We start from the raw sequence: 25,826 nt of genomic DNA, 5'->3' as shown, positions 1-25,826 counted from the left end.
GTGACCGTAGGCCTAGTTTTCTTAATTGACAAGTTTTTGCCTCAGAAAATCAAGCCAATTTTGGTTATCGTTTTTGGACTTCTAAGTCTTTTTCTTGGATACAAAATTTATGGTTCCATCAACGCACCAATTGAGTTCAAAAAAGTAAGAAAAGAAAGATTTTCGCAAGTAATTGCAAAACTCAAAGACATCAGAAATGCCCAAGAGGCCTACAAAACTGTCAATGGTAAGTTTGCCAACGATTTCAACAGTTTAATCAAATTTGTGGATACGGGAAGTTATACCATTACCCAGCAAAGGGATTCCTCGTTTATGCGATTTGATAAGGTTTATCAAATTGAACTTCAAAAAGACACCATTATCATCGACACCCTCGGATTTGTAAAAGTGAAAGACTCACTTTTCAAAAATGACAGTCGCTATCAAAGCATGATGGATGTGCCTTTCGCCCAAAACAATGAAAAGTTTGAGATGAAGGCCGATATCATTGATAAAAGTGGTTACAAAGCACCTGTGTTTGAAGCCAAGGTGAAGAAAGACGTTGTGCTATACGATCAACCCGCGGATTTACTTGGACGTGAAAACGCACACCAGAGTGTGGAAGAAGTAAACGGTACCGAAATCAAAGTTGGTTCGCTTACCGATGTAAGCACCAATGGAAATTGGCCCCCAATTTATGACAGAAAAGGGGAATAATACCATAGAAGATAATTTTAAGAAACTGTCCATTCAAGTTGGTTTGAATGGACTTTCTTTTTGTGCCCTGGATACTATTTCCAAAAAAATCCTGGCTTACGAAAACATTCCCTTTAAAACCACATCTACCCCTTACCTGCTGCTTAAGGAATTAAAAGACGTACTAAACGCACAAAACCTAGCTAACACCTCATTCAAAGAGGTTATGGTAGTCCACAAAAATGGTTTTTTTAGCATGGTCCCCAAGCCACTTTTCAACAAAGAAGAACTACCCAACTATCTTAAATTTAACGCGAAGATGATGGCCAATGACTTGGTTGTTTTTGATGAATTGGATAATCACGACTTGGTTAATGTATACATTCCGTATGCCAATGTGAACAACTACGTTTTTGACCTATTTGGTGAATTTACCTTTAAACACAACGGTTCGGTTTTGGTCTCTTCATTGTTGGACTATGCCAGTTCCTCAACAGGCAGTTACTGTTATGTGCAAATAGCCGAGCGAGAGATGGAACTTGTTGTAGTATCGGAAAAGAAGCTTCTATTCTACAATTACTTCGAATATAACACCAAGGAGGACTTTTTATATTATCTCCTTTTTTCTTTGGAACAATTAGGCTTGGATAGAGAACAGGTTCAGTTGAGGCTTTTTGGTCAAATTGAAGCAGAGGACGAGTTATTCCAACTTTGTCATACATATATCAAAAATGTTTCTGTTTTCATTCCACCCCATGACTTTCATTGGCAAGAGCCTTCAAATGAGGAAAGCATTGACTTTAGTGTTCTAAATTCGCTCTAATGCGCATTGTATCAGGCAGCCATAAGGGCAAGCGACTTATTGCACCAAAAAAACTTCCCGTGAGACCCACTACGGATATGGCCAAGGAAGGGTTATTCAATATTCTAAACAATCGCTATGATATTGATGAGTTAAAAGTTCTGGATTTGTTCTCCGGTACGGGAAATATCTCATTTGAATTTGCATCGCGAGGCAGTAAATCCATTGTGGCTGTTGATTCGTATGCCGGTTGTGTGCAGTTTATTTCCAAAACAGCAAAAGAGCTGAATTTTCCAATCCGAACCGTAAAGTCAGATGTATTTAAGTTTTTGGAAAAAATCAGGGATAAGGTTGATATTGTTTTTGCCGACCCTCCCTACAACCTTCACCTCGACCAGTTTAAAAAGATTGTTTTATTGGTTTTTAAAAATGAATTGCTTCTTGAAGATGGAATTCTAGTTCTTGAACATAGCGATAAGACCGACTTAAGCCAACTGGACTACTTCAGCGATTCACGAAAATATGGCGGAAGTATATTCAGTTTTTTCCAAAAGGATTAAAAAAAAGACCCTCCAAAAAAAAATTGAAAGGTCTATCATTTCCGTTCGTTTTTACAATTAATCCTTCGCTTCGGTCATTTTCTTGGTAACAAAAAAACCGGCCAATAAGCCAGCACCCGCCATGAAAAAACCGGCACCTGGACCAACAATGTCTTCATCCATGCCCAAGGACATAAGAATCCCCGCTGTAAAAATACCCAAACCAATCCCCATCATTAGGGTAGCCAAGTTGATAACTATGACCTTCCAGATTGGGGTAATCCGAGAGCTTTTTCCATAAAATATGGAGGCATCGGCTCCTTTGTCAATTAAGGCTAGTCTTTCTTTATTCCGTGCGGAAATGTAGAGGTAAAAAATTCCGAAAATAACCCCGAACATAACGGGAATGATAATGATTTCTGAATTATCCATGATCCAAAGTTTTTATGGTTTTAAAATTTCTATTTGCTCTTAGGACGTAAACTTTTCCAATCAGGTTACACATCCCAAAAAAAATAATTTTGTGTAACCAATTCCTTATTGCTTACGTCTTATGGTTGAAAAATGACTGAAAATACCGACCAATATTTAATACAATGCACCTTGAAAGGGGATGCCAATGCGTTCGCCAATTTGGTGAATAGGCACCAGGCCTATGTATTTACCTTGGTGGTACGCATGATAAAAACCAAGGAAGATGCGGAGGAAATAGCCCAAGATGTTTTTATCAAAGCATATCGGTCGTTAAAGGACTTTAAAGGGGAATCCAAATTTACCACCTGGTTGTATCGCATTGCATACAGGACCACTTTGGACCATATCAGAAAAAACAAAAAAAGACAAAAGACGAATGAGTTGTTGGAGGAAATAACAGAAAGTAAGTTAACTTTAACCGAAGGCCCTCTCGAAAGGTTGGAGAATTTGGAGCAAAAGGAGTACATCAAAAGATGTATTGGTCAACTTTCTGAAAGTGAAGCGGGCATTGTGACCTTGTTTTATTTTGAGGAACTGAGCATTAAAGAAATAGGTAAGATTACCCATTTGACAGAAGATAATGTCAAGGTAAAATTACACCGAAGCAGGAAAAAGTTGTATGATTTACTGCAGCCGCTTCCTATAGTCAACGAAAAGAGATAGAAATTATGGAAAAGTTATCTGAAGAACAGGAAAAAGTCTTGAGAAAGGCACTGGACCAAGTCGGTTTGGAAGAACCATCACCAAATTTCTTGAGCAACGTGATGGATGCTATAGAAATACAAGCTAAATCCACTTCTCCGCTTATTGGGAAAAAAGGGTGGATGCTTCTTGCATTTGTCTTTATCGTATCCTTAGGGGTACTTGTTTTCTATCCAGAGGAAGGTTCAACTGTTTTTGATACCATTTTTTCATATCGATTGGAGTTTGCCCAAAACCTCTTTCAAGAACTCAAAATCCCAAAAACCATGGTCATGGGGATAGCTTTGCTCGGGCTATTCTTGTTCCAAATCCCGTTTCTCATCAAAATGACCAACAGGGAAAGAACCTTCTAAAGATTTCAGTTTGTTTCAAAATTAAAGTTAGATTACCTAGGGAAGAAACAATCTATGCTTCATATATGGTATGGATGACATGATGGATTAATGAAGCAGCAAGTTTTCCAGTGATCCCATCAATATCATATTTGGGGTTCATCTCGGCGATATCCAAGCTTATCATTTTTCTTGTTGAAACAATGGTTTTTAGACATTCCAAAACAATTTGTGGTGTAAAACCCATAGGAGAAGGGGCACTTACTCCAGGGGCATATGCGGATGAAAAACCGTCCAAATCTATAGTCACATAAATGTGGTCCACTGATTTTGCAAAAGCATGAATCCAGGTATTAATTTCTTCTAAAAACTGTATTCTAAAGGTGTCAGAAAGTACATAGGTCACGTTCAAGTCCTTCGCCGTCTGAAAGAGTAAACGGTCATTGGCATCTTTCCGAACACCCATACATAAATAATGGAAAATCTCATTTTTTGCTTCACATTCCTTAGCGATTTGATAAAAAGGAGTCCCCGAATTGTTCCCATTCTCGTTTTGCCGTAAATCAAAATGTGCATCAAAGTTGATGATTCCGATTTTTGGATGTTTTTGCTTTGAATCGAGGTGTGACTTGATACCGTGAAAGTGTCCATAGGCCATATCATGTCCCCCACCAAGTACAATAGGAAACTGTTTTTGCTGCAATACCGAGGAAACCACTTTGGCAAGGGACTGTTGAGCAGCTTCCATGTCCCTTTTTTGACAGGTTATATTACCTAAATCATAAAGCTTTACCTCATCAGGTAAGTGATTGGGCATCTTCCCTAAACTTCTACGAATGGCATTGGGTCCGTCCTTGGCGCCCGTCCTGCCCTGGTTTCTTTTCACTCCCTCATGGCTAGCGTAACCAAGTAAGGTTATTGACTTTCCCTTGGGTTTGAAATTTTCATTAAAAGGAACACATTCGACCATTTCATGGAGGTATAAGGCATCATTGCTGGTACGCCCTTTCCAATTTTCCGTGCTTGGTTCCTTATAATTTTTCATTCTATTCAAAAAGATGGTTCAAAATATCGGTTTCCACCAAATGGGGCAAGGTCACCTTCAAGTTAGGTGTTCTTTTCATTTCCCGTTTAATCGCAAAAAGTGCTTCTTCATTTCTGGCCCAGCTTCTTCGTGAAATTCCATTGTTCACATCGTAGAACAGCATATTTTTTAAACGATTGGAGGCTTCCGTGGAACCATCCAATACCAGACCGAAACCACCATTCATAACCTCTCCCCATCCAACACCTCCTCCATTGTGGATAGAAACCCAAGTTGCCCCCCTAAAACTATCCCCTATTACGTTGTGAATGGCCATATCCGCAGTAAACTTACTTCCGTCATAAATATTACTGGTCTCCCTAAAGGGAGAGTCTGTACCGCTAACATCATGATGATCTCTACCCAATACTACAGGAGCGCTAATTTCACCCGAAGCAATAGCAGCATTGAACGCATCCGCAATTTTGGACCGCCCTTCAGCGTCTGCATACAAAATTCGAGCTTGGGACCCTACTACCAATTTATTTTGTCCTGCCTCTTCAATCCATTTAATATTGTCCTGCATCTGTTGCTGAATCTCCCGAGGGGCATTTTCCTTTATCGCTCTCATAATGCGAAGGGCAATATTATCCGTCTTTTCCAAATCTTTGGGATCTCCGGAAGTACAAACCCATCGAAATGGGCCAAAGCCATAGTCAAAACACATGGGCCCAAGGATATCTTGCACATAGGAAGGATACCTAAAATCAATTTGATTTTTGGCCATGACATCACCTCCTGCCCTCGAAACCTCCAATAGAAATGCATTGCCATAATCAAAAAAGTAAGTGCCTCGAGCCGTATGCTTGTTTATCGCATTTATCTGTCTTCGTAGCGATTCCTGCACTTTTTCCTTAAATGCTGCTGGATTTTCAGCCATCATCCTATTTGCTTCCTCGAATGAGAGCCCATTAGGATAATATCCTCCTGCCCATGGATTGTGTAAAGAAGTCTGGTCAGAACCTAGATGAACAAATATGCCCTCCTCGTAAAATCGTTCCCAAACCTCCACTACATTTCCAATGTAGGCTAAGGAAACAACTTCATTGTCTGCAATGGCTTTCTTGGTTCTTGTCGTCAAATCAGAAATATTCTTCCATACTTCATCTACCCAACCTTGTTCGTGTCTTTTTAGGGCGGCTTCCGGATTGACTTCCGCACATACCGTTATACATTCGGCAATGTTTCCAGCCTTGGGTTGTGCCCCACTCATTCCACCCAAACCAGCTGTCAAAAACACCTTCCCTTTAGGGGAATCTGCTTTATTCAATACCTTTCTAAAAGCATTCATCACAGTTATTGCAGTACCGTGGACAATGCCTTGAGGGCCAATGTACATATAAGAACCTGCTGTCATTTGTCCATACTGGGTGACTCCCAAAGCATTAAATTTTTCCCAATCATCGGGTTGTGAATAATTAGGTACCATCATGCCATTGGTAACAACAACCCTTGGAGCGTCAGCCGATGAAGGAAATAACCCCATTGGGTGTCCCGAATACATGTGCAAAGTTTGTTCATCGGTCATTTCAGCCAAATACTTAAGGGTCAAAAGATATTGGGCCCAATTTTGAAACACAGCTCCGTTGCCTCCATAGGTAATTAACTCCTCTGGATGCTGGGCCACAACTGGGTCCAAATTGTTTTGAATCATGAGCATAATGGCAGCAGCTTGCCTGGACTTTGCCGGATATTCATCAATAGGACGCGCGTATATATCATACTCTGGTTTAAACCGGTGCATATAAATTCGTCCATAGGTTTGCAGTTCCGATGCAAATTCTCGTGCCAATTCTGCATGCCATCCTTTTGGAAAATAGCGTAGGGCATTTCTAATGGCCAGCTTTTTTTCCTCAATAGAAAGAATATCCTTGCGTTTGGGAGCAGGATTACCACTCTTAGGATAGGCTCGAGGTGGTGGAAGTTGATTCGGGATTCCCTGTAGTATTTGTGATTTAAAATCTTTTGATGCCATATTATTTGCTTTCAAATACCTGTTGGCCCTTTTTCCAAACAGAGGAGGGTTTTAATTGTCCTTGATGATAAGTAATCTCTCGATAATCATTTGTACGAAAAGTCGCAAAATCAGCAATATAATTGGGGGAAAGAACACCTCGGTCCTTCAGATTTAAAGCTGCACTGGCCCTAAAAGTGATTCCGCCCAGTACCTCTGCATTCGAGAGTTTCTCAAAAGCCCCCAAAATACTGGCTTGGGTAAGTAAATCCCCCATAGGAGCAGAACCGGGATTATGATCACTAGCAATGGCTAAAGCGCAACCTGCATCCAATAGCTTCCGAGCTGGTGTGAATTCACATCCCAAACCGAGGGAAGCTCCAGGTAGAGCGGTTGCAATCACATCACTTTGGGCGAGTAAATTGATTTCTTTCTCGGTGCTAGCTTCTAGATGATCTGCACTAACGGCATTGAACTTTATGGCCACTTCGCTTCCACCAGGGTTAAACTGGTCGGCATGCACCGTGATATCGAATCCAAATTTTTGCGCTTCTTGAAAGTAGGACTCAACTTCTGAAGGAGCAAATGCACTTTCTTCAACAAAGGCATCCACACGATTGGTTAAATTTTCAGACTTCAAAATGGGAAAGAGTTTTGAGATTATTTCATCCAGATAGCTACTATCTCCTTTCCAATCTTTGGGTTTCATATGGGCAGCCAAACAGGTTGGGATTAAATCAATTTCCAATTGTTTATTGGCATTTTGGATGGCACGGAGCATCTTGACTTCCTCATGAACCGAAAGACCATACCCACTTTTCACCTCAAGGGTTGTAGTACCGTTTTGCAAGTGTATTTGAGCTCTTTCCCTAATTCCAACTTCCAATTCCGATTGGCTTGCCTTTCGAGTTTGGGTTACCGTATCCCAAATACCACCTCCGGATTTGGCTATTTCCAAGTATGATACCCCTGCGTTCCGAAGTGCATAATCCCTAGCTCTTGTCCCGCCAAAGCAAATATGGGTATGCGAATCAACAAATCCAGGCAAACAAACCTGCTCACCATCGATTTTATGTATTTGATTTGCTTCTATTATTAAATCCTCGAATGTTCCTGTTTTTGCAATCTTTCCTTCCGAAACTAGAATTCCTCCACTGTAAATAATGGGAAGTTGGCTATCCTTTAGGGGGCCTTTCAGGGGTAATCCTGACATTGGAAGGAGTTGCACAAATGGGCCTATTAAAACGTTCTGATTCATTTCAGTAGTTTTCAAATTCTTCTTGATAGGGAGTATCCCATACCAGCTCTTTAGATTTCATCACCTCCTCCACCAAAGCTATGATTTCCCCATCTTTTATCATTTGTATCCCTTTTTCAATATCATCTGAGAATACCCGGTCATTTTCGGCAAAGGGAACTTTAGTTCTAATGAATTTATGTATTTCATCCAGAACAACCCCGGATTTGAGTGGCTTTCTAAATTCAAAAGCTTGAGCTGCTGTCAATAGTTCTATGGCAAGTATCTTTTCTACATTCTCTATGATTCGCAATGCCTTTCTTCCACTTATGGAACCCATGCTCACATGATCTTCTTGTCCCAAAGAAGTAGGGATACTATCCGCACTTGCCGGAAAGCACAAGGTCTTATTTTCACTGGCCAAAGCTGCCGAGGTGTATTGTAAAATCATATAGCCGGAGTTTATACCTGTATCTTCCATCAACAATTTGGGAACACCTGGACTATTGCCCTCAAGAGCGAGATAAACTCTACGATCCGAAATGTTTCCCAATTCAGAGGCCGCCAAGGCAGCATAGTCCAAGACCATAGCCAAGGGTTGGCCATGAAAATTCCCACCACTGATTACAAGGTTGTCATCAATTATTACCGGGTTATCCGTGACCGAATTCAGCTCGGTTTCCAAAAGTTCTTTTAGATGAAGCCAAGCGTTTCTCGAAGCTCCGTGAACTTGTGGTATGCAGCGTAAAGAATAGGGGTCTTGTACCCGTTCACAATCAATATGGTCTTCAAGAATTTCAGAACCCTGCAATAAGGTACGTATTCTTCCTGCTACATGTTGGTTTCCTTTAAAAGGACGAACGGCATGTAATTTATCATGAAATGGTTTCATGGAACCCTGGAGCCCCTCTAACATCATGGCTCCAATAATATCAGCATGTCGTAGTGCATATTGCATTTTTTGTACCACCAAAACTGCATGTGCCGCTATGAATTGGGTCCCATTGATTAAGGCTAAACCTTCTTTCGGACCAAGTTCCAAGGGTCTCAATTTGGTTTCTGAGAACAGTTGCCGAGCTGAGATGGTTCTACCTTGGTACTCCACTTTGCCCAAACCAATTAAAGGTAGAAACAGATGTGACAGTGGAGCCAAATCCCCAGAAGCACCTACCGAACCTTGTGATGGAACAATCGGTATTGCATCATTTTCCAAATGCCACTGCATGCGCTTCAATGTCGTTTCCTGTATTCCAGAATATCCTTTGGATAGTGCATGGATTTTAAGAATCAACATGATTTTGGATAGCATTTTGGAAATAGGCTTACCCACTCCCACACTGTGACTTTGTAAGATATTCGATTGAAGTAGTTTCGTATCCTCTTTTGAAATTCTAGTATTGCAAAGTGGCCCAAATCCCGTATTGATGCCATATACGGTGTCTCCTTTATCAACTATTTCACCAACTATTTGGGAACTTCCCCTAACTTTTTCCAGACATGATTTCGAGAATTCAGCTTTTGTGGTACCCTGGGCAATACCTATGGCAATGCTTGCTGTTAGATAATCTTCACCGTATAAAAAAGTATGGGAAAACATATGCATAGAAGCTTTTAAAGATTAAAGGTAGTGTGATATTTTAATAATTAGAAATACTTATTTTTGATTAATTAATAACTATGAATTATCAAATAGAATTAAGGCACTATATCTATTTTCTAGCGGTGGCCGAGGAATTGCATTTTAGAAAAGCTGCTGAAAAACTATTCATATCCCAACCTGGATTAAGCACCCAAATAAAGCAGTTGGAAAACTTATTGGAAACCCCACTTTTTGTACGCAATAAGAAAAAGGTACAATTGACTCCAGCTGGGTTATACCTAAAAGGGGAAGTAGAATTTATCCTGAATCATTTGAATCAAACCAATAAACAGCTTAAGTTAATTGGAAAAGGCCATCTAGGGGAAATTCGAATAGGTTTTTTAGGGTCTGCAATGCAAAATGTAGTTCCCAATTTGTTATTGGACCTGCAACGCGAGTTTCCACTTGTGCACACGACCCTTGAAGAGCTTTCAAACCGTGCCCAATTACATGCCATTCAACACGATCTTCTGGATTTAGGATTTGTACGTTTATCTAGGGTGCCCAAAGGGCTTCAGATAAAACCGGTATATGAGGATACATTTTCATTGGTTTTACCGCAAGACCATCCTCTGGATGAACACTCATTTAAAGACATTTCGCAACTAGCTCAAGAAGATTTTATCTTGTTTTCAAAAGATTATAGTCCGTTATATTACAACACTGTAATCAGTATCTGTGAAGATGGTGGATTCCGACCAAAGGTATCCCATAAATCGGTGCACGCACAGACCATATTCAAACTGGTCGAGAACAAACTTGGGATTGCCATAGTTCCCACTGCTTTGCAGATTGGTTTCAAAATGAAAGTCAAATTCATCGAACTTCAAAAAATTAAACAGCGTGCCATTTTATCCATGATTTGGAAAGAAGACAATAGAAATCCGGTTCTGGAAAATTGTATGAAACTATTGTTGAAATAAGAAAAAGCAGGCCATAAGCCGGATTCTGTCGAGCCCTATCATTTATCTAGACCCCAAGTTACCCAGGGGTTCAAACCGCCTACCCTCCAATTCGGGCGTGCTACCCTCAAACACTGGTTTACATGGCGTTGCACCACATAGAGTTTACCTGATTTCACTACAGCCGAACTGTACTTGCTTTCTGTTGCACTGGTCCTCGTCTTTCAACGGACGGATGTTATCCGCTATGTTGCACTATGGTGTCCGGACTTTCCTCCTTGTCCTGAACTTGATTCAGGATCTTCATGAATCTATCTACCAGATTCAAAAAGATGCCGAAACCAGTTCGGCACACGGCGATAAGGTGGCCTGCAAGCGCAAAGGTAATCGAATTGTTAATAAAAATTAATTTGTGAGTGCCTTCCAAAAGCGCTTTGCTATTCGCTATTTTTATATTTGTTATTCTATAACCTTTTTCGAATTGGAGCCTTTTGTAGTATCAGCACGGAAATACCGACCACAGACGTTCAAAGACGTCGTTGGGCAACAGGCTATTACCAATACTCTGCTCAATGCTATTGAGAACAACCACCTCGCCCAAGCTTTGTTGTTCTGTGGACCACGTGGTGTGGGTAAAACTACTTGTGCCCGCATTTTGGCAAAAAAGATAAACCAAGACGGTACCGAAGGGGAGGATGAGGATTTTGCCTTCAACATTTTTGAATTGGATGCCGCATCCAACAACTCCGTAGATGATATCCGGAGTCTTATTGACCAGGTTCGGATTCCTCCTCAGGTGGGGAAATACAAGGTCTATATCATTGACGAGGTTCATATGTTGTCCCAATCTGCATTCAATGCTTTTTTAAAGACCTTGGAAGAACCTCCAAAACATGCCATTTTTATTTTGGCTACTACCGAAAAGCACAAAATTATACCAACTATACTTTCACGCTGCCAAATCTTTGATTTTAAACGAATCACTGTAAAAGACGCTGCAGAGTATTTAAAATATATTGCCGAGCAACAAGGTATTGAAGCTGAGGAAAGTGCTTTGCACATCATCGCCCAAAAAGCTGATGGTGCCATGCGGGATGCCTTATCCATCTTTGATAGGGTGGTAAGTTTTTCTGGAAAAAATCTGACCCGAAAGGCCGTAACTGAGAATTTAAATGTGTTAGACTACGACACCTACTTCTCCACAACCCAGTTAATTTTAGAAAACAACATACCCCAACTTTTGATTCTGTTTAATAAAACCCTTTCCTTGGGTTTTGACGGACATCATTTCATTACGGGACTTGCCACGCATTTCAGGGACCTCATGGTTTGTCAACACCCAGAAACCCTAGCCCTTTTGGAAGTTGGAGAAGATGTAAAAGAAAAGTACAAGGAGCAAGCGGTCCAAACCACCAAAGACTTTTTGCTTAAAGCTTTGGATATAGCCAATGCATGCGATCTTAAGTATAAAACCAGTAAAAATCAGCGCTTATTGGTTGAACTTACCTTAATGCAATTGGCCTCCATCACCTTTGATGGTGAAAAAAAAAACGCTGATTTCATAATTCCCGCAACGCATTTTAGGCATATTCCGGCAAAAGAGCTCTCGGGCGATAGCATCCAAACTGTTGAAAGCAAGGAGGTTGATTCCAATAACCCACTTCAACAAGAAAAAGAAGAGGTTATCCCTACACCTGGGGCTCCACCCATAAAGAAAATTGACTTAAAAACCAGTGGAAATCGGGTTTCTGGGCTGTCGCTATCCAGTATCAAAACCAAAAAGGAGCATACCAACTCAAGGAATCCCAATATTGCTGAAGAGGATTTACCACATGATTCTTTTACCGAGGTTGAGATGCAAAACCAATGGGAGGCCTACGTGAAACAGTTGGAAGGTAATGGAAGAAAAATATTGGCCAGTAATCTTCAAATGGATGTGCCCAAACTAAAGGACACCCATACGATTTGGATTGAACTTCCCAACCACACTATGAAAAAAGAAGTGGAACGGGAACAAGGCCCTCTTTTGGATTTTCTAAAGCTAAAACTGAATAATTATTCCGTTAGCCTACATATTTCCGTGAATGAGGAGGTCGCCAAAAAATATGCCTTTACTCCGGAGGAAAAATATCAGAAACTAAGGGAAAAAAATCCGGCAATCGACCTATTGCGCAAGGAGTTTGATTTGGATTTCTAGTTTTTACCCAAAGTACCTTCCTTATTTCAATTTGGCTTTTGATAAATGTATCTTTGACTTCAAAAGTATTATAGTATGCTAGGCCTTAAATTACCTACTGACCCCAGATGGGTTAATATCGTTGAAAAGAATATTGAAGAGATTTTAACGGATCACGCATATTGTGAGCAAAAAGCGGCAAGTACTGCAATATCACTCATCATTGGCTTTCCTGAAAAATCAGAATTGGTCAAGGAAATGACTGCTTTGGCTCGCGAGGAGATGGGGCATTTCAATATGGTTCACGACAAGATTCTCAAAAGAGGTTGGGTCTTGGGAAGAGAGCGTAAAGATGAATACGTCATCGAATTGATGAAGTTCTTTCCTAAAGGAGGGAGCAGAGAAGCCCACTTAGTACATAAATTGCTCTATGCTGCCTTAATTGAGGCTAGAAGCTGTGAACGTTTTAGATTACTTTCTGAAGAAATAAATGACTCGGAGCTCGCCGAGTTCTATAAAAATCTCATGGTCAGCGAAGCCAATCACTATACTATGTTTCTCAAATTCGCAAGAAAGTATGGGAATCGCGAAGAGGTAGATCAAAAATGGCAGCAATTACTGGACTACGAAGCTACCTTAATGCAAAACCTAGGAAAAAAGGAAACGATGCATGGCTAATCAAGATTCCAGCTTGTTCTGATAATAATCGTACAGCTCAAACTGTGATCTAAGCTCTGATTCTCCTTCTTCCAACTCGCGATAGGCATTGTCCTGTTTTTCTGAAAAAATGCGTGCTTTCAGATTGTCTTTCCAGGAGATATCAAACGTATCCATCAACTCCTGTTGAATATCCGGGTCGTAAATAGGACAACCTACTTCTACCCTAAAATCAAGATTTCGGGTCATCCAATCAGCAGATGAGATATAAATTTGAGGTTCGCCAGCATTGGCAAAAATGAACAACCGTGGATGCTCCAAGAATTTATCAACAACGCTAATGGCTTCTATATTCTCGCTCATACCTTCAACTCCAGGAATCAAACAACATACCCCTCGAATAATCAACTGTACTTTTACCCCTGCCCTACTGGCCTCATATAATTTGTCGACCATTTTATAGGAGGTAAGGCTATTCATTTTTATTTTAATAAATGCTTCCTTCCCTTCTTCGGCATTTTCAATCTCGTTATCAATCAACTTCATAAAAGTAGATTTTGTGTAATGCGGAGAAACAATCAAGTGCCTGTATTTATTCACCTTATAGTTGGTTTGAAAGAAGTCAAAAACCTTTGACATTTCCTTCAAAATACCTTCATGAGCCGTAAACAGTGTATAATCTGTATAAATCTTAGCTGTGGATTCATTGAAATTACCTGTACTAATAAATCCATAGCGTTTTAATCCTTTGGATTCCTCGCGTTCTACCAAGCAAATTTTACTGTGAACCTTAAGTCCAGGAACGCCAAATATGAGATTTACTCCTTCCTCCTTAAGCAAGTTGGCATACTCAATATTGGCTTGTTCATCGAATCGGGCCTGTAATTCAATTTGAACCGTTACTTGTTTCCCATTTTTAACGGCATTAATCAAAGCAGAAGCTACCTGGCTGTCTTTGGCTAAACGATACACGGTAATCTTAATACTTCGTACTTTGGGATCAAGAGCAGCCTCGCGTAAGAAAACGGTTAGATAAGAAAAGGTGTGATAAGGTGTATAAATTAAGTAGTCCTTTTTAGCAATCAACTCCAACAAACTACCATCCATGCTAAATCCTTTCACAGGGAGAGGTTCTATTTTTTTATACATCAAATCGTTACGACCTAAGCTTGGGAAACCCATATAATCCCGGCGATTGTGATAGCGTCCTCCAGGAATAACACTATCGGTATCGATAATGTTCATTTTGGCTTTCAGAAACTGCAGGGTGTCCTTGTCAATATTCTTGTCATACACAAAACGAACTGGGTCACTTATTTTTCTACCTTCTACGCTGGAGGATATTTTCTCTATGAAACTCGTTGTCAAATCATTGTCGATATCCAATTCTGCATCACGGGTAATTTTAATCATATGAGCTGAAATGGATTCATATTCGAACATGGTGAATATGCTATCCAAGCAAAAACGAATCAAATCATCTAGAATAATTATGTAGTCTTTATCACCTTCTTTGGGAAGTACCACGAAACGGTCTATTCCTTTCGGGATTTCAATTAGGGCATACCTGTTTTTACCGAAGGATTGACCGTCTTCATCTTTTTTCATGACCATCTTAACCGCTAAGTAAGCCGCTGTATCCTTCAACAAAGGAAACTCGGTAAGGTCGTTCAAAATAATGGTCATGAGTTCTTGATTCACCTTTTTGAAAAAGTACTCCCGTACAAATTCCGCTTGGCTCGCATTTATCTCGCCCTCATGAATTATGAAAATGTTCTCCGCTTCTAGCTCCTCTTCAATTTGCTCGAGAATCTGTTGACTCTGGGCTTGTTGCCGAATTACAATTTTTGTGATTTCCTCCAATAAATCTTTCGCCTTTTCACCTCCGAGGACACTCTTACCCTTTTTTCCAGCATCCACAATACGTTTTACCGTGGCATATCGCACTTTGAAAAATTCGTCCAAATTGTTACTGAAAATTCCCAAGAAACGAAGCCTATCAATCAAAGGCACTTTTTTATCCGCGCTTTCCTGCAATACCCTAGAATTGAAATGCAACCAGCTTATCTCCCTATTTACGTATTCGTTTTTGACCTTGATCATTTATTGTCTTAAGTGTTTTGGAAAAATTATCTGCTTCGTTTTACCACTTGCAATTTGGCTCCACATATCTACATCAAAAGCAATATGTACCAAACCTGCCGTTGGAAGATTTTCAATATAGCTATCTCCCCAAGTATTTGCAAGTGTGGTAAAGGCATAATTATGCCCAAAAATCATCACGGTGTTCAAATTATTTCCTAGGCCCTTAATAAAGGATGATACACTGCCGCCCGAAAAGTCATATAACTCATTGGAAACCTGAAATCTTGATAAATCAAAACCTACACCCCTTGAAAAGATCATGCTCGTGTGCAACGCTCGATTCGCAGGGCTAGAAATAGCCATATCAATAGATAAATTTGAGGAGTCGAACTTTTCAGCCACCAAATGTGCATCAAGAATTCCTCTTTCCTTCAATGGGCGGTCCTTATCGGACACTTCATACTCCCATGAAGATTTACCATGGCGCATCAGGATAATTTGCTTCATATCTACTTTTTAGGGAGCTAAGCGTTCTATTTTCCAATTGTAATCTTCTTGTAAGGTATATCGAATTCGGTCGTGAAGACGATTGGGCCTTCCTTGCCAGAACTCTAAGGAAACAGGACGAACCAAATACCCGCCCCAATAGGATGGTCTTTCCACTTCTTTTCCCTCGTATTCTTCTGCAAGTTGGGTAAGTTTAGTCTCCAAAACCTCTCTTGAGGGGATAACATCGCTTTGTGGCGACACGATAGCCCCCAAACGACTTCCCAGAGGTCGGGATTCAAAATAACCATCCGACAGATTTTCAGCAATTTTTTCTACTGTTCCCTTGATAATAATCTGTCTTTCCATATTGGGCCAAAAAAAGGACAGGCAAACCTCGGGATGTTCCTCAATAGCTTTTCCTTTTTCACTATTGTAATTCGTATAGAAAATAAATCCCTCAAAGGTGTACTTCTTCATTAAGACCACCCTGCTTTTAGGGAAACCGTCCAATCCAATGGTCGCTAAGGTCATAGCATTGGGTTCTTCTAAACCATCGGTAGCCTCCACCTCATAAAACCATTTTTGGAACTGTTCCATTGGATTTTCCTTGACGGTACCCTCCAACAGTTCACTCTTTTCATAAGACTTCCTGTAGTCACTTAGGTCTTGCTGCATAACTCGTGGTGTTGCTCTTTCAAATTTCCGTAAAAGTGGGGAGAGAAAAAAGAATTGGGTAGGCAATTTAGCTTTTTACAGCTCGAATGATTTTCCATCATCCGCCAACTCTGAATTAGGAAAAACCGTTATGGCCTCTTCCTTAAATAATTCAATAGACGGATATCTTGTGGAAAAATGTCCCAAAATGAGCCTTCCAACCTTGCTGATTTTTGCAATTTGTGCAGCTTGTTTGGCCGTGGCATGTTTGGTTTTGTCACAAAGATGGGCTTCCGACTCTAGAAAAGTGGACTCATGATACAGGGTATCTACACTTTGAATTATAGGAACAATCTCCTCATTGTATTTGGTATCACTACAAAAAGCATAGCTTTTTGTCTTGGGAGGGTCTTCGGTTAAATCTACATTACGAATTATAGTGCCATCTTCCTGAATACCATCTGCACCGTTCTTGATAGCCCCATATTGCGTCCGGGGAATTTCCCATTTTTCCGCAGCCTGAATGTTCAATTTCCTAGGTGCAGGCTTTTCCTTGAACAAAAATCCGTTGGTGTACACACGGTGCTGCAGAGGTATGGTCTCAACTGTTATGGATTCATCTTCAAAAATCAGTTCAGAAGTTTTGGATTCCAGTTCGTGAAAAATCAACAGGTAATTAGTCCATGAATCTCCTAACTTGAGAAATAGAGTTACCGCTTCTTTTATGCCTTTGGGACCGTAAACATGCAGTGGTTTTTCTCGACCTAACAATCGAAAGGTAGAAATAAGTCCAGGTAAGCCAAAAAAATGATCTCCGTGAAGATGGGAAATGAAAATGTGGTTGATTCTTGAAAACCTAACCTTATACTTTCTTAGTTGGACTTGAGTTCCTTCCCCGCAGTCAATCAAAAACAAATGGCCCTTGGTTTCAAGAACCTGAGCAGTTGGGTTAGTAAAAGCTCGAGGGGTGGCTGAGTAGCAACCAAGTATAGTGAGTTTCAAAATAAATGGAAAATTAAAAATGAAAAGTTGAAAGTGGAAAATGGAAAACCGGGCATCATTTTAATCAGACATTTTGTTTTGAGGATTTGACAATAGAGGCCAACAGCCTAATCAACTGAACTGACTCATCATTTAAAATTTCATATTGTTGCTTAGGGATGTATTCTGACCTAAAAAGTAAATCCAGCCAGTATTTGGTTTCGTTGGCTTCTTTAAGTGCTATACTCATTTTATGAGTGAAGTCTTTTTTACTTTCAGCATGTTCTGCTTCTTTAATCAAAGCCCCAATCGCAGTTCCAGAACGGAGTAATTGTTTTGATAGTACATATTCCTTGCTGCCTGCTTGTAACTCCTTTACCTGACCAACAACCTGAAGAGCAAAATCAAAACTTTTTTTCTGAACAATATTTTCCTTCCGCAAACCTGAATTTTCAATTATTCATTTTCCATTTTCAATTAAATCCCGAGGTCGCGTTCTATTTCCTCCATTTCAATAATGTCTTTTGCCTCTTGTAAGGTCGGCACAACCGTAATATCATCTGGAAGGTCATCAATAGTAATTTTATTGGATACCAGCACAAAGGATTTTCCACCTTGCTTATGTTTTTGGGAAAGCTGTAAAAACTCCAATAAATCTCCAGAGGTAAGATTTTTAAATGAAAATAGATTTACTATTACATTATCATGTTTCAGCTTCGTATGTGCTTTGGTGAGATTTTCCACGAAAGTGGAGATAGTGGTTTTTTCCTGAAAAACGATGGTCGTTGTTCCCTCCTTATCGAAAATCATGATGCTATTTAATTTTTGAAGCCAATAAATAAATCACTGCCATACGAATCGCCACTCCATTTTCCACCTGTTCCAGAATAATGGATTGGTCCGAATCGGCCACATCACTTGTTATTTCAACACCACGATTTATAGGTCCCGGGTGCATGATAACAATTTCCTTGTTCAAACTATTCAGTAATTTACGATTTATTCCGAATTGTTGGGTGTATTCCCTTGTGGATGGAAAATAACTGATATCCATTCGCTCATTTTGCACTCGGAGCATATTGGCTACATCACACCATTCAAGTGCTTTGACCAAATTGGTTTCCACTTCTACTCCAAGCGATTCAATATATTTGGGAATCAATGTTTTAGGCCCACAAACTTTTACTTTGGCACCTTGTAACTTTAGGGCAAAAATATTGGAAAGTGCTACCCTAGAATGCAAAATATCGCCTACAATTACTATGTTTTTTCCCTCTACACTCTCCAATTTCTCTCGAATGGAATAGGAATCCAATAAGGCCTGCGTAGGGTGTTCATGAGCTCCGTCTCCTGCATTTATAATGGATGCATCAACATGTTTGGAAAGAAAGATTCCAGCTCCTGGGTTGGGATGTCTCATAATGACCATATCCACTTTCATGGAGAGAATGTTATTCACTGTATCAATTAAGGTCTCCCCTTTTTTAACGGAGGATTGAGAAGCCGAAAAATTGATAACATCCGCGGAAAGTCTTTTCTCAGCCAGCTCAAATGAAAGTTTGGTCCGCGTACTGTTCTCAAAGAATATATTGGCAATTGTGGTATCCCGAAGGGTGGGGACTTTCTTTATCGACCTATTGATTACCTCCTTAAAATGGTCCGCTGTTTCGAAAATGAGTTCGATATCCTTTTTGTTCAGATATTTTATGCCCAGTAAGTGATTGACACTTAATTCACTCATTATTCTCTACTTATTAATCAAATACACAATATCCTTTCCGTCATTTTCCTCCCACATTACCTTTACTTTTTCCTCGTTAATAGCATCTACCTGTCGCCCCCGGTAATTGGGTTGAATGGGTAGATGACGACTAAACCTTCGATCTATTAAGGTCAATAATTCAATGTTGGATGGTCTGCCAAACGACTGGATGGCCGTTAGCGCTGCCCGAATGCTCCGCCCCGTATATAGCACATCGTCAATAAATACCACATTTTTGTCTTCTACCAGAAAATTGATTTTGGTCGCATTGGCCTGAAGTGTTTTTTCCCCTCTTCTAAAATCATCACGATAAAAGGTGATGTCCAATGAGCCAAGGTCTATATCCTTTACTTTGTAATCTTCCTTCAATATTTTGGTCAATCTTTCAGCCAAAAAAATTCCTCTTGGCTGAAGCCCAATCAATACGGTTTCTGAAAAATCAAGGTGGTTTTCTAAAAGTTGGCAGGCTAAACGATGAAGTATGATGTGAATTTCTTTTGCAGTAAGAAGTACTTTTTGACTCATTTGCTGTTTTACCCGCTCAATTGTATGCAAAAGTAATCAAAACTTTAAAAGTTTTAAGAAACAAAAAGCCCCAACCAAGGGTCGGGGCTTTTCTATTATGAAGTTATTCTAATTACTTCTTTTTGGAATCCGCTTCCATTTTCTCCTTCAATGCCTGCAATTGTGCGTTGGCATCTCCAAGAGTTGGCGCGTCTTCTTGGGAAGCAGCCATTTTCTTTCTGGCTGTTCTCATGTTACGCTCCTCTTGCTCTCTAAAGATTGCAGTATGGCTGGCCACAACTCGTTTGAAATCTTTATTGAACTCAATGATTTTGAATTCCACTTCTTCTCCCTTGGTCAATTTCTTACCATCTTCTTTCTCCATGTGACGGGAAGGAATAAAGGCTACGATATCGTCATTGAAAGTTACTGTTGCTCCTTTGTCAACGATTTCAGAAACTGCTGCTTTGTGTACGGAACCTTCTGCAAACTCCGTTGCGTACTTATCCCAAGGGTTCTCTGTAGTTTGTTTGTGACCCAAGCTTAACTTACGTCCTTCAACATCCAATTCCAAGACCTCAACTTCCAATTTGTCACCAACGGTAACAAATTCAGATGGGTGCTTGATTTTTCTGGTCCAAGACAAATCGGAAATGTAAATCAAACCGTCAATTCCTTCTTCCATCTCAACGAATACGCCGAAGTTGGTGAAGTTTCTAACGATTCCTTCATGTCTGGAACCAACAGGATATTTGGTAGTGATATCGGTCCATGGGTCTGGAGTCAATTGTTTGATACCCAAGGACATTTTTCTTTCTTCTCTATCCAAGGTCAATACAACCGCTTCAACCTCATCACCTACACTTACAAAGTCTTGGGCAGACCTTAGGTGCGTAGACCATGACATTTCAGAAACGTGAATCAATCCTTCAACACCTTCAGCTACTTCGATAAAGGCACCGTAATCAGCAATAACCACTACCTTACCTTTAACTTTATCTCCAATCTTGATTTCATCACCAAGAGCATCCCACGGATGTTTCTCCAATTGTTTCAATCCAAGTTGAATTCTGGACTTATTGTCATCAAAATCCAGGATAACCACGTTCAATTTCTGGTCTAGCTCAACGACCTCATTCGGATGATTGATACGGCTCCAAGAAAGGTCGGTAATGTGAATAAGTCCGTCAACACCTCCAAGGTCGATAAATACCCCGTAGGAAGTAACGTTTTTAACCACACCTTCCAATACTTGACCTTTTTCCAATTGGCCAATGATTTCTTTCTTCTGCTCTTCAATATCAGCTTCGATAAGCGCTTTGTGGGAAACAACGACGTTCTTGAACTCATGGTTGATTTTAACCACTTTGAACTCCATAGTTTTCCCTACGTACTGATCGTAGTCACGGATAGGTTTCACATCTATTTGGGAACCAGGTAAGAAGGCCTCAATTCCAAATACGTCAACAATCATACCTCCTTTGGTTCTGCATTTTACAAAACCAGTTACGATTTCTTCTTTGTCGTGGGCATCATTTACTCTATCCCAAGCCTTTATAGTTCTGGCTTTTCTGTGGGAAAGAACCAATTGTCCTGTTTTATCCTCGCGGATATCAATAAGCACCTCTACCTTGTCTCCAACCTTTAGGTCAGGATTGTAACGGAACTCATTTAGGGAGATAACTCCCTCAGATTTTGCGTTGATATCGATGATAGCCTCGCGATCGGTCATGTGAACCACTTTTCCTTCAACTACTTCCTCATCTGCAGTGTCCACAAAATTTTCCTCAACCAAGGTCTCAAATTCCTTCAATTTGGAATCCTCAACACGCTCAATCCCTTCTTCGTATTTGTCCCAATCGAAATTGTCCAAATACTCTTGAGGGTCTTGTTTAGGCTCTGCTTTTTTTACTTCTTGAACTGCTTCAGTGGTTTCTGCCACTTCTGCACTTGTTTTTTCTTCAGCCATATTGCTGATTTAAATTTGTATTCCACAAGCTTACAAGGGTTTAGGCAGTGCTTGCGAAAGTTGTTATAAACTTTGTTTTTGTTATTCCTATTTGTCTCTTGTCAACTGCCACAAAAAGGAGCGCAAAAATACAATTAATTCCTTGTTTTACAAACCCTTATTGAAGACTTCGACCATCTACCCAAGAATTGATGAAAATTTAAGCTGAAATGTGACTTTTATCCATATCTTGTTTCTAAATAGTAACCATTAAAGTAATACAGTAGTTTATGAGTACAAAGGCAAAATATCAAGCCGTTTTAGACCTAGGACAGCAGTTGGGAATACAAGACGGTGACGTTTCTGAGGATGGAGGCGTTTTGAAAATAAAAGGGGTAGCCAATACACCTTATGAGAAAAATGCCATCTGGGATAAAATCAAGGAAATTGGTGGAGAAAGTCCTGCTGACATTAAAGCAAATATTACAGTTGCTGATGATTCCGTTTACCACAGACACACCGTAAAAAGTGGAGAGTCTTTAAGCTTAATCGCGAAGCATTATTATGGAGATGCCATGAAATACCCAAAAATATTTGATGCCAATACCAATATTTTAAGTAATCCGGATGTAATTCACCCAGATCAAGTGTTGGTAATTCCAAATATCTAAACAAACTAGTTTTTTAGTTTAGGAAGCGCCCAAAAGGGCGCTTTTTTTGTCCCATAACTTTAATCTAGATTCTTCCGCAAAAACCCGTAACTTTCTGTAGTATCAACAACATCCCTCTAAAGCAATATTTTGCATGTTTTTCCTGTACTAAAAAACACAGTTATGCTTCGAAAAATAGTTTTCACCTTCTTATTCATTATTTTTATGTCCTGCAATCTTGAAGAAGCAAAAGACCCTCTATATCAATCAGATACATTTACTATTTATAAAGACAAAGTAGTCCAAGGGGATAATATGGCGGCGGTGGTTTCACCAACACATTTGACCTCCAACTACAAAAGCCCAGCGAGCACCACCTTTTCAAGATTGATTAAATTCAAATTTAGCATCAACGAGAAAGACAACGAACTACCTCCTGGAAGCGACCATTGGCTCGTAATAGACCAAGAACACGAATCACCAATCATTAAATTTGGCGAAAACCCACAGCCATTACCTAATCAGCCTGACACCTATCTTCCCACCAATTATGAATACACCTTTAGGGTAGATGTATCGACTGTTTTAAAGCAATTTGAAGAAAAAGGATACTACGAAACTTTCAATGGTTCCAGAATCGCCAAGGACGATTTTAAAGGATTTTATGTGGCGGGGGGTTCAGAGCCTTTGACTTGGGATTTTGTCAACTTGGATATGAAAGGGTTAAAATTAATGCCAACTGACAATCCTAACATTTATAATCTAACTGTAACATTAAATCCCTTTGACGAATCTGAAAGCCGGGACAAGGAATGGCAATTGACTGAAGACATTTCTGCAAAACCAAGGTATAGTTCAGAACAACCCCTGGTTGATGCCCTTTTCAATTTATCACTGGAAGAGGCCAGAAAAAACATAGAACCAGACAGCACTTTGCGTACAGGGGCAAAATGGGGCGGCGTTTGGACGAGGGATGTAAGTTATAGCACTATTCTTGCTTTTGCGTATCATGAACCCGAGGTAGCCAAAATAAGTTTACGAAAAAAGGTAAAGCGTGGTCGGATTATCCAAGATACCGGTTCAGGAGGAGCATGGCCGGTTTCCACCGATCGGACGGTTTGGACATTGGCCGCCTGGGAAATTTATAAGATAACGGGAGACCAAGCGTGGTTGGACGAGGTATACCCCATCATAAAAAACACCTTGGAAGATGATTACTTGACCATATATGATTCAAAAACAGGATTGTATTCGGGTGAATCATCTTTTTTGGATTGGCGGGAACAGACGTATCCCAAATGGATGGACAATAAAGATATTTATGTTTCCCAAAACCTGGGAACAAACGTGGTCCACTACCAAGCACACAGAATATTGTCTGAAATGGCCAAACTAAAAGGGGAGCCCTATGAGATTTATCAGAAAAGAGCAGAAAAAATAAAAAAGGGAATAAATGATTATCTCTGGTTAAAGGACCAGGGCTATTACGCACAATTCTTATATGGAAGAGATGACCTTTATCCCTCACCACGTTTTGAAGCGTTAGGCGAAGCCTTAGCCATTCTCTTTGAAGTTGCGGACGAAGAACAAGCAAAGACGATTATTGAAAAGTCCCCAGTCACCAAGTACGGGGTAACCTGTATTTACCCGCAAATACCTTCTATTCCACCTTATCACAACAATGGTATTTGGCCCTTTGTACAATCGTATTGGAATTGGGCGGCAGCCAAAACGGGGAATGAAGCGGTTTTGAATCATGGTTTGGCCAGTGTTTACAGAGCTGCAGGGCTATTTTTAACCAATTACGAGAATATGGTTGCCGAAACCGGTGATTTTTTAGGTACGGAAATCAACTCGCATCGCATGTTGTGGAGCATGGCAGGTAACCTGGCCATGGTACATCGGGTTTTTATGGGAATGGATTTCCAAGTGGATGGATTATATTTTCAACCTGTTGTGCCAAAAGCCTATTCTGGCAGAAAAACACTTTCCAATTTCAAGTATCGTAATACTGCTTTGAATATCACCGTAAACGGATATGGTAATCGAATTGAATCGGTGACTATCGATGGTGAAAAAGCACAAGAGGCCTTTATCCCAAGTGATTGGTCTGGTGAACATACCGTAACCATCCAATTGTCCTACAATGCCTTTCCGTATCACAACATCAATCTTATTGAAAATCAATTTACCTTACCTACTGTAATAGCGTCCACGGCAGGAGAGACTTTACAGTGGCAACCCGTTGAGCAGGTAAAGGAATATAAGGTTTATAGAAATGGTGAATTCCTTAAAAGTACTTCTGAAACACAATTGAAGGCAGAATTTGAAAAGTATGCTTCGTATACCGTTAGTGCTTTGGACACAAACGGAAACGAAGGATTTATGAGTGAGCCTGTTGTTTTCTCCCGGAATACCTTAAAAGTTGAAGTAGAAAATTTTGCTCCCACTTCCCAGTTGCCTTATACCAATTATTCGGGTGATGGGTTTGTGGAAATCAGCACTGAAACCAACAGAGTCATTGAAATCCCGGTAGCCGTAGAAAAGGATTCGGACTACCTTATTGACCTTCATTACTCCAATGGTAGTGGACGATGGAACACCAATAATAAATGTGCTATCCGAAGTTTAAGCGTCAATGACATTTATGTAGGTGCCTTGATATTGCCTCAGCGCGGAAAGGACGAATGGTCGGAATGGGGATTTTCCAATAGTGTTGAGGTTCCCTTAAAAGCGGGAACCAACCTATTGAAGATTCATTTTGAGGACTGGAACAATAACATGGATGTTGAAGTAAATACGGCTATGTTGGATTATGTAAGGATAATCGAGAAGTAAACTTGGATGTAATATCCGGTTTACATTTTTAGTTTCTAGTTCAATTTTGGTCTTCTATAATTCTATTGGCAAAACTGAAAATTCGCTCAAACTGTTCTTCCAAGCCCATATCGCTATTGTCAAACTCAATGGCGTCTTTGGCTTTTCGCAAGGGGGAAACCGAGCGGGTAGAATCGATTAAATCGCGTTGCTCTACATTTTTGAGGACTTCCTCATATGTGACCTTGTCTCCTCTGTCCAACAATTCCTTGTAGCGTCTTGTGGCACGAGTTTCAGGGGATGCAGTCATAAAGATTTTTAATTCAGCATTGGGGAAAACAACTGTTCCAATATCCCTGCCATCCATCACAATACCTTTTTCAATGCCCATTTCTTGCTGTAAATGCACCAATTTTTCCCGCACTTCGGGTATAGCGGCTACTTGGCTTACCTTTCGGGCTACGGTCAACGTGCGAATGTCCTTTTCCACATTTTTTTCATTCAAATACATATCACAGGTGCCCAAGTCAGCATCACGAACAAATTTCAATTGGATGTATGGTAGATTTTCAATCAAAGCAGTGGCATCCTCGCTGGTAGCATTAAAAAAACCTTCTTGAAGGGCGTAAAGCGTGACTGCCCGATACATGGCTCCAGTATCCACATACACATAATCCAATGCTTTGGCTAAACGTTTGGCTATCGTACTTTTTCCCGTGGAGGAATAGCCGTCGATGGCGATGATGATTTTTTTCATTGCCTA

The 25,826-nt window shown here is 40.2% G+C and carries 25 protein-coding genes and 1 other RNA gene; 10 read left to right on the top strand and 16 right to left on the bottom strand.

Annotation, left to right across the window (positions count from 1 at the left end; translation table 11 throughout):
* The first annotated feature begins 48 nt into the window (after positions 1–48).
* The 3 genes from ACSLUF_RS06150 to ACSLUF_RS06140 are packed head-to-tail and all read left to right on the top strand — an operon-like array spanning position 49 to position 2,037.
* Positions 49–696 (top strand): hypothetical protein, encoded by a 648-nt coding sequence (locus tag ACSLUF_RS06150; RefSeq protein WP_435625817.1) that lies wholly within the window; start codon positions 49–51, stop codon positions 694–696.
* A complete protein-coding gene (locus ACSLUF_RS06145) occupies positions 677–1,498 on the top strand; it encodes a DUF3822 family protein (protein ID WP_435625231.1) in 822 nt (273 codons plus the stop codon). The genes ACSLUF_RS06150 and ACSLUF_RS06145 overlap by 20 nt, the downstream gene beginning before the upstream one ends.
* Entirely contained in the window at positions 1,498–2,037 is a 540-nt protein-coding gene (locus ACSLUF_RS06140; RefSeq protein ID WP_435625230.1) for an RsmD family RNA methyltransferase, read from the top strand. Before ACSLUF_RS06145 ends, ACSLUF_RS06140 begins: the two co-directional genes overlap by 1 nt.
* 57 nt (positions 2,038–2,094) lie before the next feature.
* Here the strand turns inward: ACSLUF_RS06140 and ACSLUF_RS06135 are convergent, their stop codons facing one another.
* On the bottom strand, positions 2,095–2,448 hold the full coding sequence (locus ACSLUF_RS06135; RefSeq protein WP_435625229.1) for a DUF6249 domain-containing protein: 354 nt from the start codon (positions 2,446–2,448) through the stop codon (positions 2,095–2,097).
* Between the two features lie 132 nt (positions 2,449–2,580).
* Here ACSLUF_RS06135 and ACSLUF_RS06130 point away from each other — a divergent pair, with 132 nt between their 5' ends.
* On the top strand, positions 2,581–3,153 hold the full coding sequence (locus ACSLUF_RS06130; protein WP_435625228.1) for an RNA polymerase sigma factor: 573 nt from the start codon (positions 2,581–2,583) through the stop codon (positions 3,151–3,153).
* Between the two features lie 5 nt (positions 3,154–3,158).
* A complete protein-coding gene (locus tag ACSLUF_RS06125) occupies positions 3,159–3,545 on the top strand; it encodes a hypothetical protein (protein ID WP_435625227.1) in 387 nt (128 codons plus the stop codon).
* A 52-nt stretch (positions 3,546–3,597) separates the two neighbouring features.
* Here the strand turns inward: ACSLUF_RS06125 and hutG are convergent, their stop codons facing one another.
* Genes hutG through hutH form a run of 4 tightly spaced genes read right to left on the bottom strand, consistent with a single transcriptional unit; the run spans position 3,598 to position 9,396 of the window.
* Positions 3,598–4,569, bottom strand: coding sequence for a formimidoylglutamase (gene hutG / locus ACSLUF_RS06120; RefSeq protein WP_435625226.1), 972 nt, complete (start codon positions 4,567–4,569; stop codon positions 3,598–3,600).
* A gap of 1 nt (position 4,570) precedes the next feature.
* Positions 4,571–6,583: a urocanate hydratase gene (locus ACSLUF_RS06115; protein ID WP_435625225.1), complete on the bottom strand. Its 2,013-nt coding sequence runs from the start codon at positions 6,581–6,583 to the stop codon at positions 4,571–4,573.
* Position 6,584: 1 nt separating this feature from the next.
* Entirely contained in the window at positions 6,585–7,820 is a 1,236-nt protein-coding gene (hutI, locus tag ACSLUF_RS06110) for an imidazolonepropionase (protein ID WP_435625224.1), read from the bottom strand.
* Between the two features lies 1 nt (position 7,821).
* Positions 7,822–9,396: a histidine ammonia-lyase gene (gene hutH, locus ACSLUF_RS06105; protein ID WP_435625223.1), complete on the bottom strand. Its 1,575-nt coding sequence runs from the start codon at positions 9,394–9,396 to the stop codon at positions 7,822–7,824.
* Between the two features lie 80 nt (positions 9,397–9,476).
* Between hutH and ACSLUF_RS06100 the strand changes: the two genes are divergently transcribed.
* The gene (locus ACSLUF_RS06100) at positions 9,477–10,361 is read left to right on the top strand and encodes a LysR family transcriptional regulator (RefSeq protein ID WP_435625222.1); all 885 of its coding nucleotides are present in this window, start codon (positions 9,477–9,479) and stop codon (positions 10,359–10,361) included.
* Here ACSLUF_RS06100 and rnpB read toward each other — a convergent pair.
* An RNA gene (gene rnpB / locus ACSLUF_RS06095) (RNase P RNA component class A) lies at positions 10,360–10,653 on the bottom strand. The two genes, ACSLUF_RS06100 and rnpB, sit on opposite strands and share 2 nt — an antisense overlap.
* Positions 10,654–10,821: 168 nt before the next feature.
* Between rnpB and dnaX the strand changes: the two genes are divergently transcribed.
* The gene (dnaX, locus tag ACSLUF_RS06090; RefSeq protein WP_435625816.1) at positions 10,822–12,537 is read left to right on the top strand and encodes a DNA polymerase III subunit gamma/tau; all 1,716 of its coding nucleotides are present in this window, start codon (positions 10,822–10,824) and stop codon (positions 12,535–12,537) included.
* Positions 12,538–12,612: 75 nt separating this feature from the next.
* Positions 12,613–13,194, top strand: a complete 582-nt coding sequence (locus tag ACSLUF_RS06085) for a tRNA-(ms[2]io[6]A)-hydroxylase (RefSeq protein ID WP_435625221.1) — start codon at positions 12,613–12,615, stop codon at positions 13,192–13,194.
* On the opposite strand, the gene ppk1 is transcribed toward ACSLUF_RS06085, so the two are convergent.
* The 9 genes from ppk1 to rpsA all read right to left on the bottom strand — a co-directional run bounded on the left by ppk1 (position 13,195) and on the right by rpsA (position 21,617).
* A complete protein-coding gene (ppk1, locus tag ACSLUF_RS06080; RefSeq protein WP_435625220.1) occupies positions 13,195–15,276 on the bottom strand; it encodes a polyphosphate kinase 1 in 2,082 nt (693 codons plus the stop codon). It lies immediately after the preceding gene.
* Positions 15,277–15,765 carry a SixA phosphatase family protein gene (locus tag ACSLUF_RS06075; protein ID WP_435625219.1) on the bottom strand — a complete coding sequence of 163 codons (489 nt, stop codon included), beginning with the start codon at positions 15,763–15,765 and terminating at the stop codon, positions 15,277–15,279. It lies immediately after the preceding gene.
* A 9-nt stretch (positions 15,766–15,774) separates the two neighbouring features.
* Positions 15,775–16,422 carry a pyridoxamine 5'-phosphate oxidase gene (gene pdxH / locus ACSLUF_RS06070; protein WP_435625218.1) on the bottom strand — a complete coding sequence of 216 codons (648 nt, stop codon included), beginning with the start codon at positions 16,420–16,422 and terminating at the stop codon, positions 15,775–15,777.
* A 75-nt stretch (positions 16,423–16,497) separates the two neighbouring features.
* The gene (locus ACSLUF_RS06065; protein ID WP_435625217.1) at positions 16,498–17,403 is read right to left on the bottom strand and encodes a ribonuclease Z; all 906 of its coding nucleotides are present in this window, start codon (positions 17,401–17,403) and stop codon (positions 16,498–16,500) included.
* Positions 17,404–17,467: 64 nt separating this feature from the next.
* Complete coding sequence (locus tag ACSLUF_RS06060) at positions 17,468–17,824, bottom strand: four helix bundle protein (RefSeq protein ID WP_435625216.1); 357 nt, start codon at positions 17,822–17,824, stop codon at positions 17,468–17,470.
* Positions 17,825–17,859: 35 nt separating this feature from the next.
* On the bottom strand, positions 17,860–18,192 hold the full coding sequence (locus ACSLUF_RS06055; RefSeq protein ID WP_435625215.1) for a ribonuclease Z: 333 nt from the start codon (positions 18,190–18,192) through the stop codon (positions 17,860–17,862).
* 4 nt (positions 18,193–18,196) lie between these two features.
* Positions 18,197–19,123, bottom strand: a complete 927-nt coding sequence (locus ACSLUF_RS06050) for an aspartate carbamoyltransferase catalytic subunit (RefSeq protein ID WP_435625214.1) — start codon at positions 19,121–19,123, stop codon at positions 18,197–18,199.
* Between the two features lie 6 nt (positions 19,124–19,129).
* On the bottom strand, positions 19,130–19,669 hold the full coding sequence (pyrR, locus tag ACSLUF_RS06045) for a bifunctional pyr operon transcriptional regulator/uracil phosphoribosyltransferase PyrR (RefSeq protein WP_435625213.1): 540 nt from the start codon (positions 19,667–19,669) through the stop codon (positions 19,130–19,132).
* Between the two features lie 112 nt (positions 19,670–19,781).
* Positions 19,782–21,617: a 30S ribosomal protein S1 gene (rpsA, locus tag ACSLUF_RS06040; RefSeq protein ID WP_435625212.1), complete on the bottom strand. Its 1,836-nt coding sequence runs from the start codon at positions 21,615–21,617 to the stop codon at positions 19,782–19,784.
* A gap of 269 nt (positions 21,618–21,886) precedes the next feature.
* Between rpsA and ACSLUF_RS06035 the strand changes: the two genes are divergently transcribed.
* Both ACSLUF_RS06035 and ACSLUF_RS06030 read left to right on the top strand, forming a co-directional pair.
* Positions 21,887–22,267, top strand: a complete 381-nt coding sequence (locus ACSLUF_RS06035) for a LysM peptidoglycan-binding domain-containing protein (protein WP_435625211.1) — start codon at positions 21,887–21,889, stop codon at positions 22,265–22,267.
* A gap of 162 nt (positions 22,268–22,429) precedes the next feature.
* A complete protein-coding gene (locus ACSLUF_RS06030; RefSeq protein WP_435625210.1) occupies positions 22,430–25,084 on the top strand; it encodes an MGH1-like glycoside hydrolase domain-containing protein in 2,655 nt (884 codons plus the stop codon).
* Between the two features lie 40 nt (positions 25,085–25,124).
* Here the strand turns inward: ACSLUF_RS06030 and cmk are convergent, their stop codons facing one another.
* Positions 25,125–25,820, bottom strand: a complete 696-nt coding sequence (gene cmk / locus ACSLUF_RS06025; RefSeq protein WP_435625209.1) for a (d)CMP kinase — start codon at positions 25,818–25,820, stop codon at positions 25,125–25,127.
* Between the last annotated feature and the right edge of the window lie 6 nt (positions 25,821–25,826).

The organism is Flagellimonas sp., from assembly GCF_965601775.1.
Classification (GTDB): domain Bacteria; phylum Bacteroidota; class Bacteroidia; order Flavobacteriales; family Flavobacteriaceae; genus Flagellimonas.
Note: the sequence above shows the minus strand (reverse complement) of the source record. Positions and strands in the feature narration are given on the sequence as shown.

Coding starts and splice junctions, on each gene's coding strand:
- ACSLUF_RS06145 (WP_435625231.1), top strand. CDS start 677: ATGACAGAAAAGGGGAATAATACCATAGAAGATAATTTTAAGAAACTG.
- ACSLUF_RS06140 (WP_435625230.1), top strand. CDS start 1,498: ATGCGCATTGTATCAGGCAGCCATAAGGGCAAGCGACTTATTGCACCA.
- ACSLUF_RS06135 (WP_435625229.1), bottom strand. CDS start 2,448: ATGGATAATTCAGAAATCATTATCATTCCCGTTATGTTCGGGGTTATT.
- ACSLUF_RS06130 (WP_435625228.1), top strand. CDS start 2,581: ATGACTGAAAATACCGACCAATATTTAATACAATGCACCTTGAAAGGG.
- ACSLUF_RS06125 (WP_435625227.1), top strand. CDS start 3,159: ATGGAAAAGTTATCTGAAGAACAGGAAAAAGTCTTGAGAAAGGCACTG.
- hutG (WP_435625226.1), bottom strand. CDS start 4,569: ATGAAAAATTATAAGGAACCAAGCACGGAAAATTGGAAAGGGCGTACC.
- ACSLUF_RS06115 (WP_435625225.1), bottom strand. CDS start 6,583: ATGGCATCAAAAGATTTTAAATCACAAATACTACAGGGAATCCCGAAT.
- hutI (WP_435625224.1), bottom strand. CDS start 7,820: ATGAATCAGAACGTTTTAATAGGCCCATTTGTGCAACTCCTTCCAATG.
- hutH (WP_435625223.1), bottom strand. CDS start 9,396: ATGTTTTCCCATACTTTTTTATACGGTGAAGATTATCTAACAGCAAGC.
- ACSLUF_RS06100 (WP_435625222.1), top strand. CDS start 9,477: ATGAATTATCAAATAGAATTAAGGCACTATATCTATTTTCTAGCGGTG.
- ACSLUF_RS06085 (WP_435625221.1), top strand. CDS start 12,613: ATGCTAGGCCTTAAATTACCTACTGACCCCAGATGGGTTAATATCGTT.
- ppk1 (WP_435625220.1), bottom strand. CDS start 15,276: ATGATCAAGGTCAAAAACGAATACGTAAATAGGGAGATAAGCTGGTTG.
- ACSLUF_RS06075 (WP_435625219.1), bottom strand. CDS start 15,765: ATGAAGCAAATTATCCTGATGCGCCATGGTAAATCTTCATGGGAGTAT.
- pdxH (WP_435625218.1), bottom strand. CDS start 16,422: ATGCAGCAAGACCTAAGTGACTACAGGAAGTCTTATGAAAAGAGTGAA.
- ACSLUF_RS06055 (WP_435625215.1), bottom strand. CDS start 18,192: ATGATTTTCGATAAGGAGGGAACAACGACCATCGTTTTTCAGGAAAAA.
- ACSLUF_RS06050 (WP_435625214.1), bottom strand. CDS start 19,123: ATGAGTGAATTAAGTGTCAATCACTTACTGGGCATAAAATATCTGAAC.
- pyrR (WP_435625213.1), bottom strand. CDS start 19,669: ATGAGTCAAAAAGTACTTCTTACTGCAAAAGAAATTCACATCATACTT.
- rpsA (WP_435625212.1), bottom strand. CDS start 21,617: ATGGCTGAAGAAAAAACAAGTGCAGAAGTGGCAGAAACCACTGAAGCA.
- ACSLUF_RS06035 (WP_435625211.1), top strand. CDS start 21,887: ATGAGTACAAAGGCAAAATATCAAGCCGTTTTAGACCTAGGACAGCAG.
- ACSLUF_RS06030 (WP_435625210.1), top strand. CDS start 22,430: ATGCTTCGAAAAATAGTTTTCACCTTCTTATTCATTATTTTTATGTCC.
- cmk (WP_435625209.1), bottom strand. CDS start 25,820: ATGAAAAAAATCATCATCGCCATCGACGGCTATTCCTCCACGGGAAAA.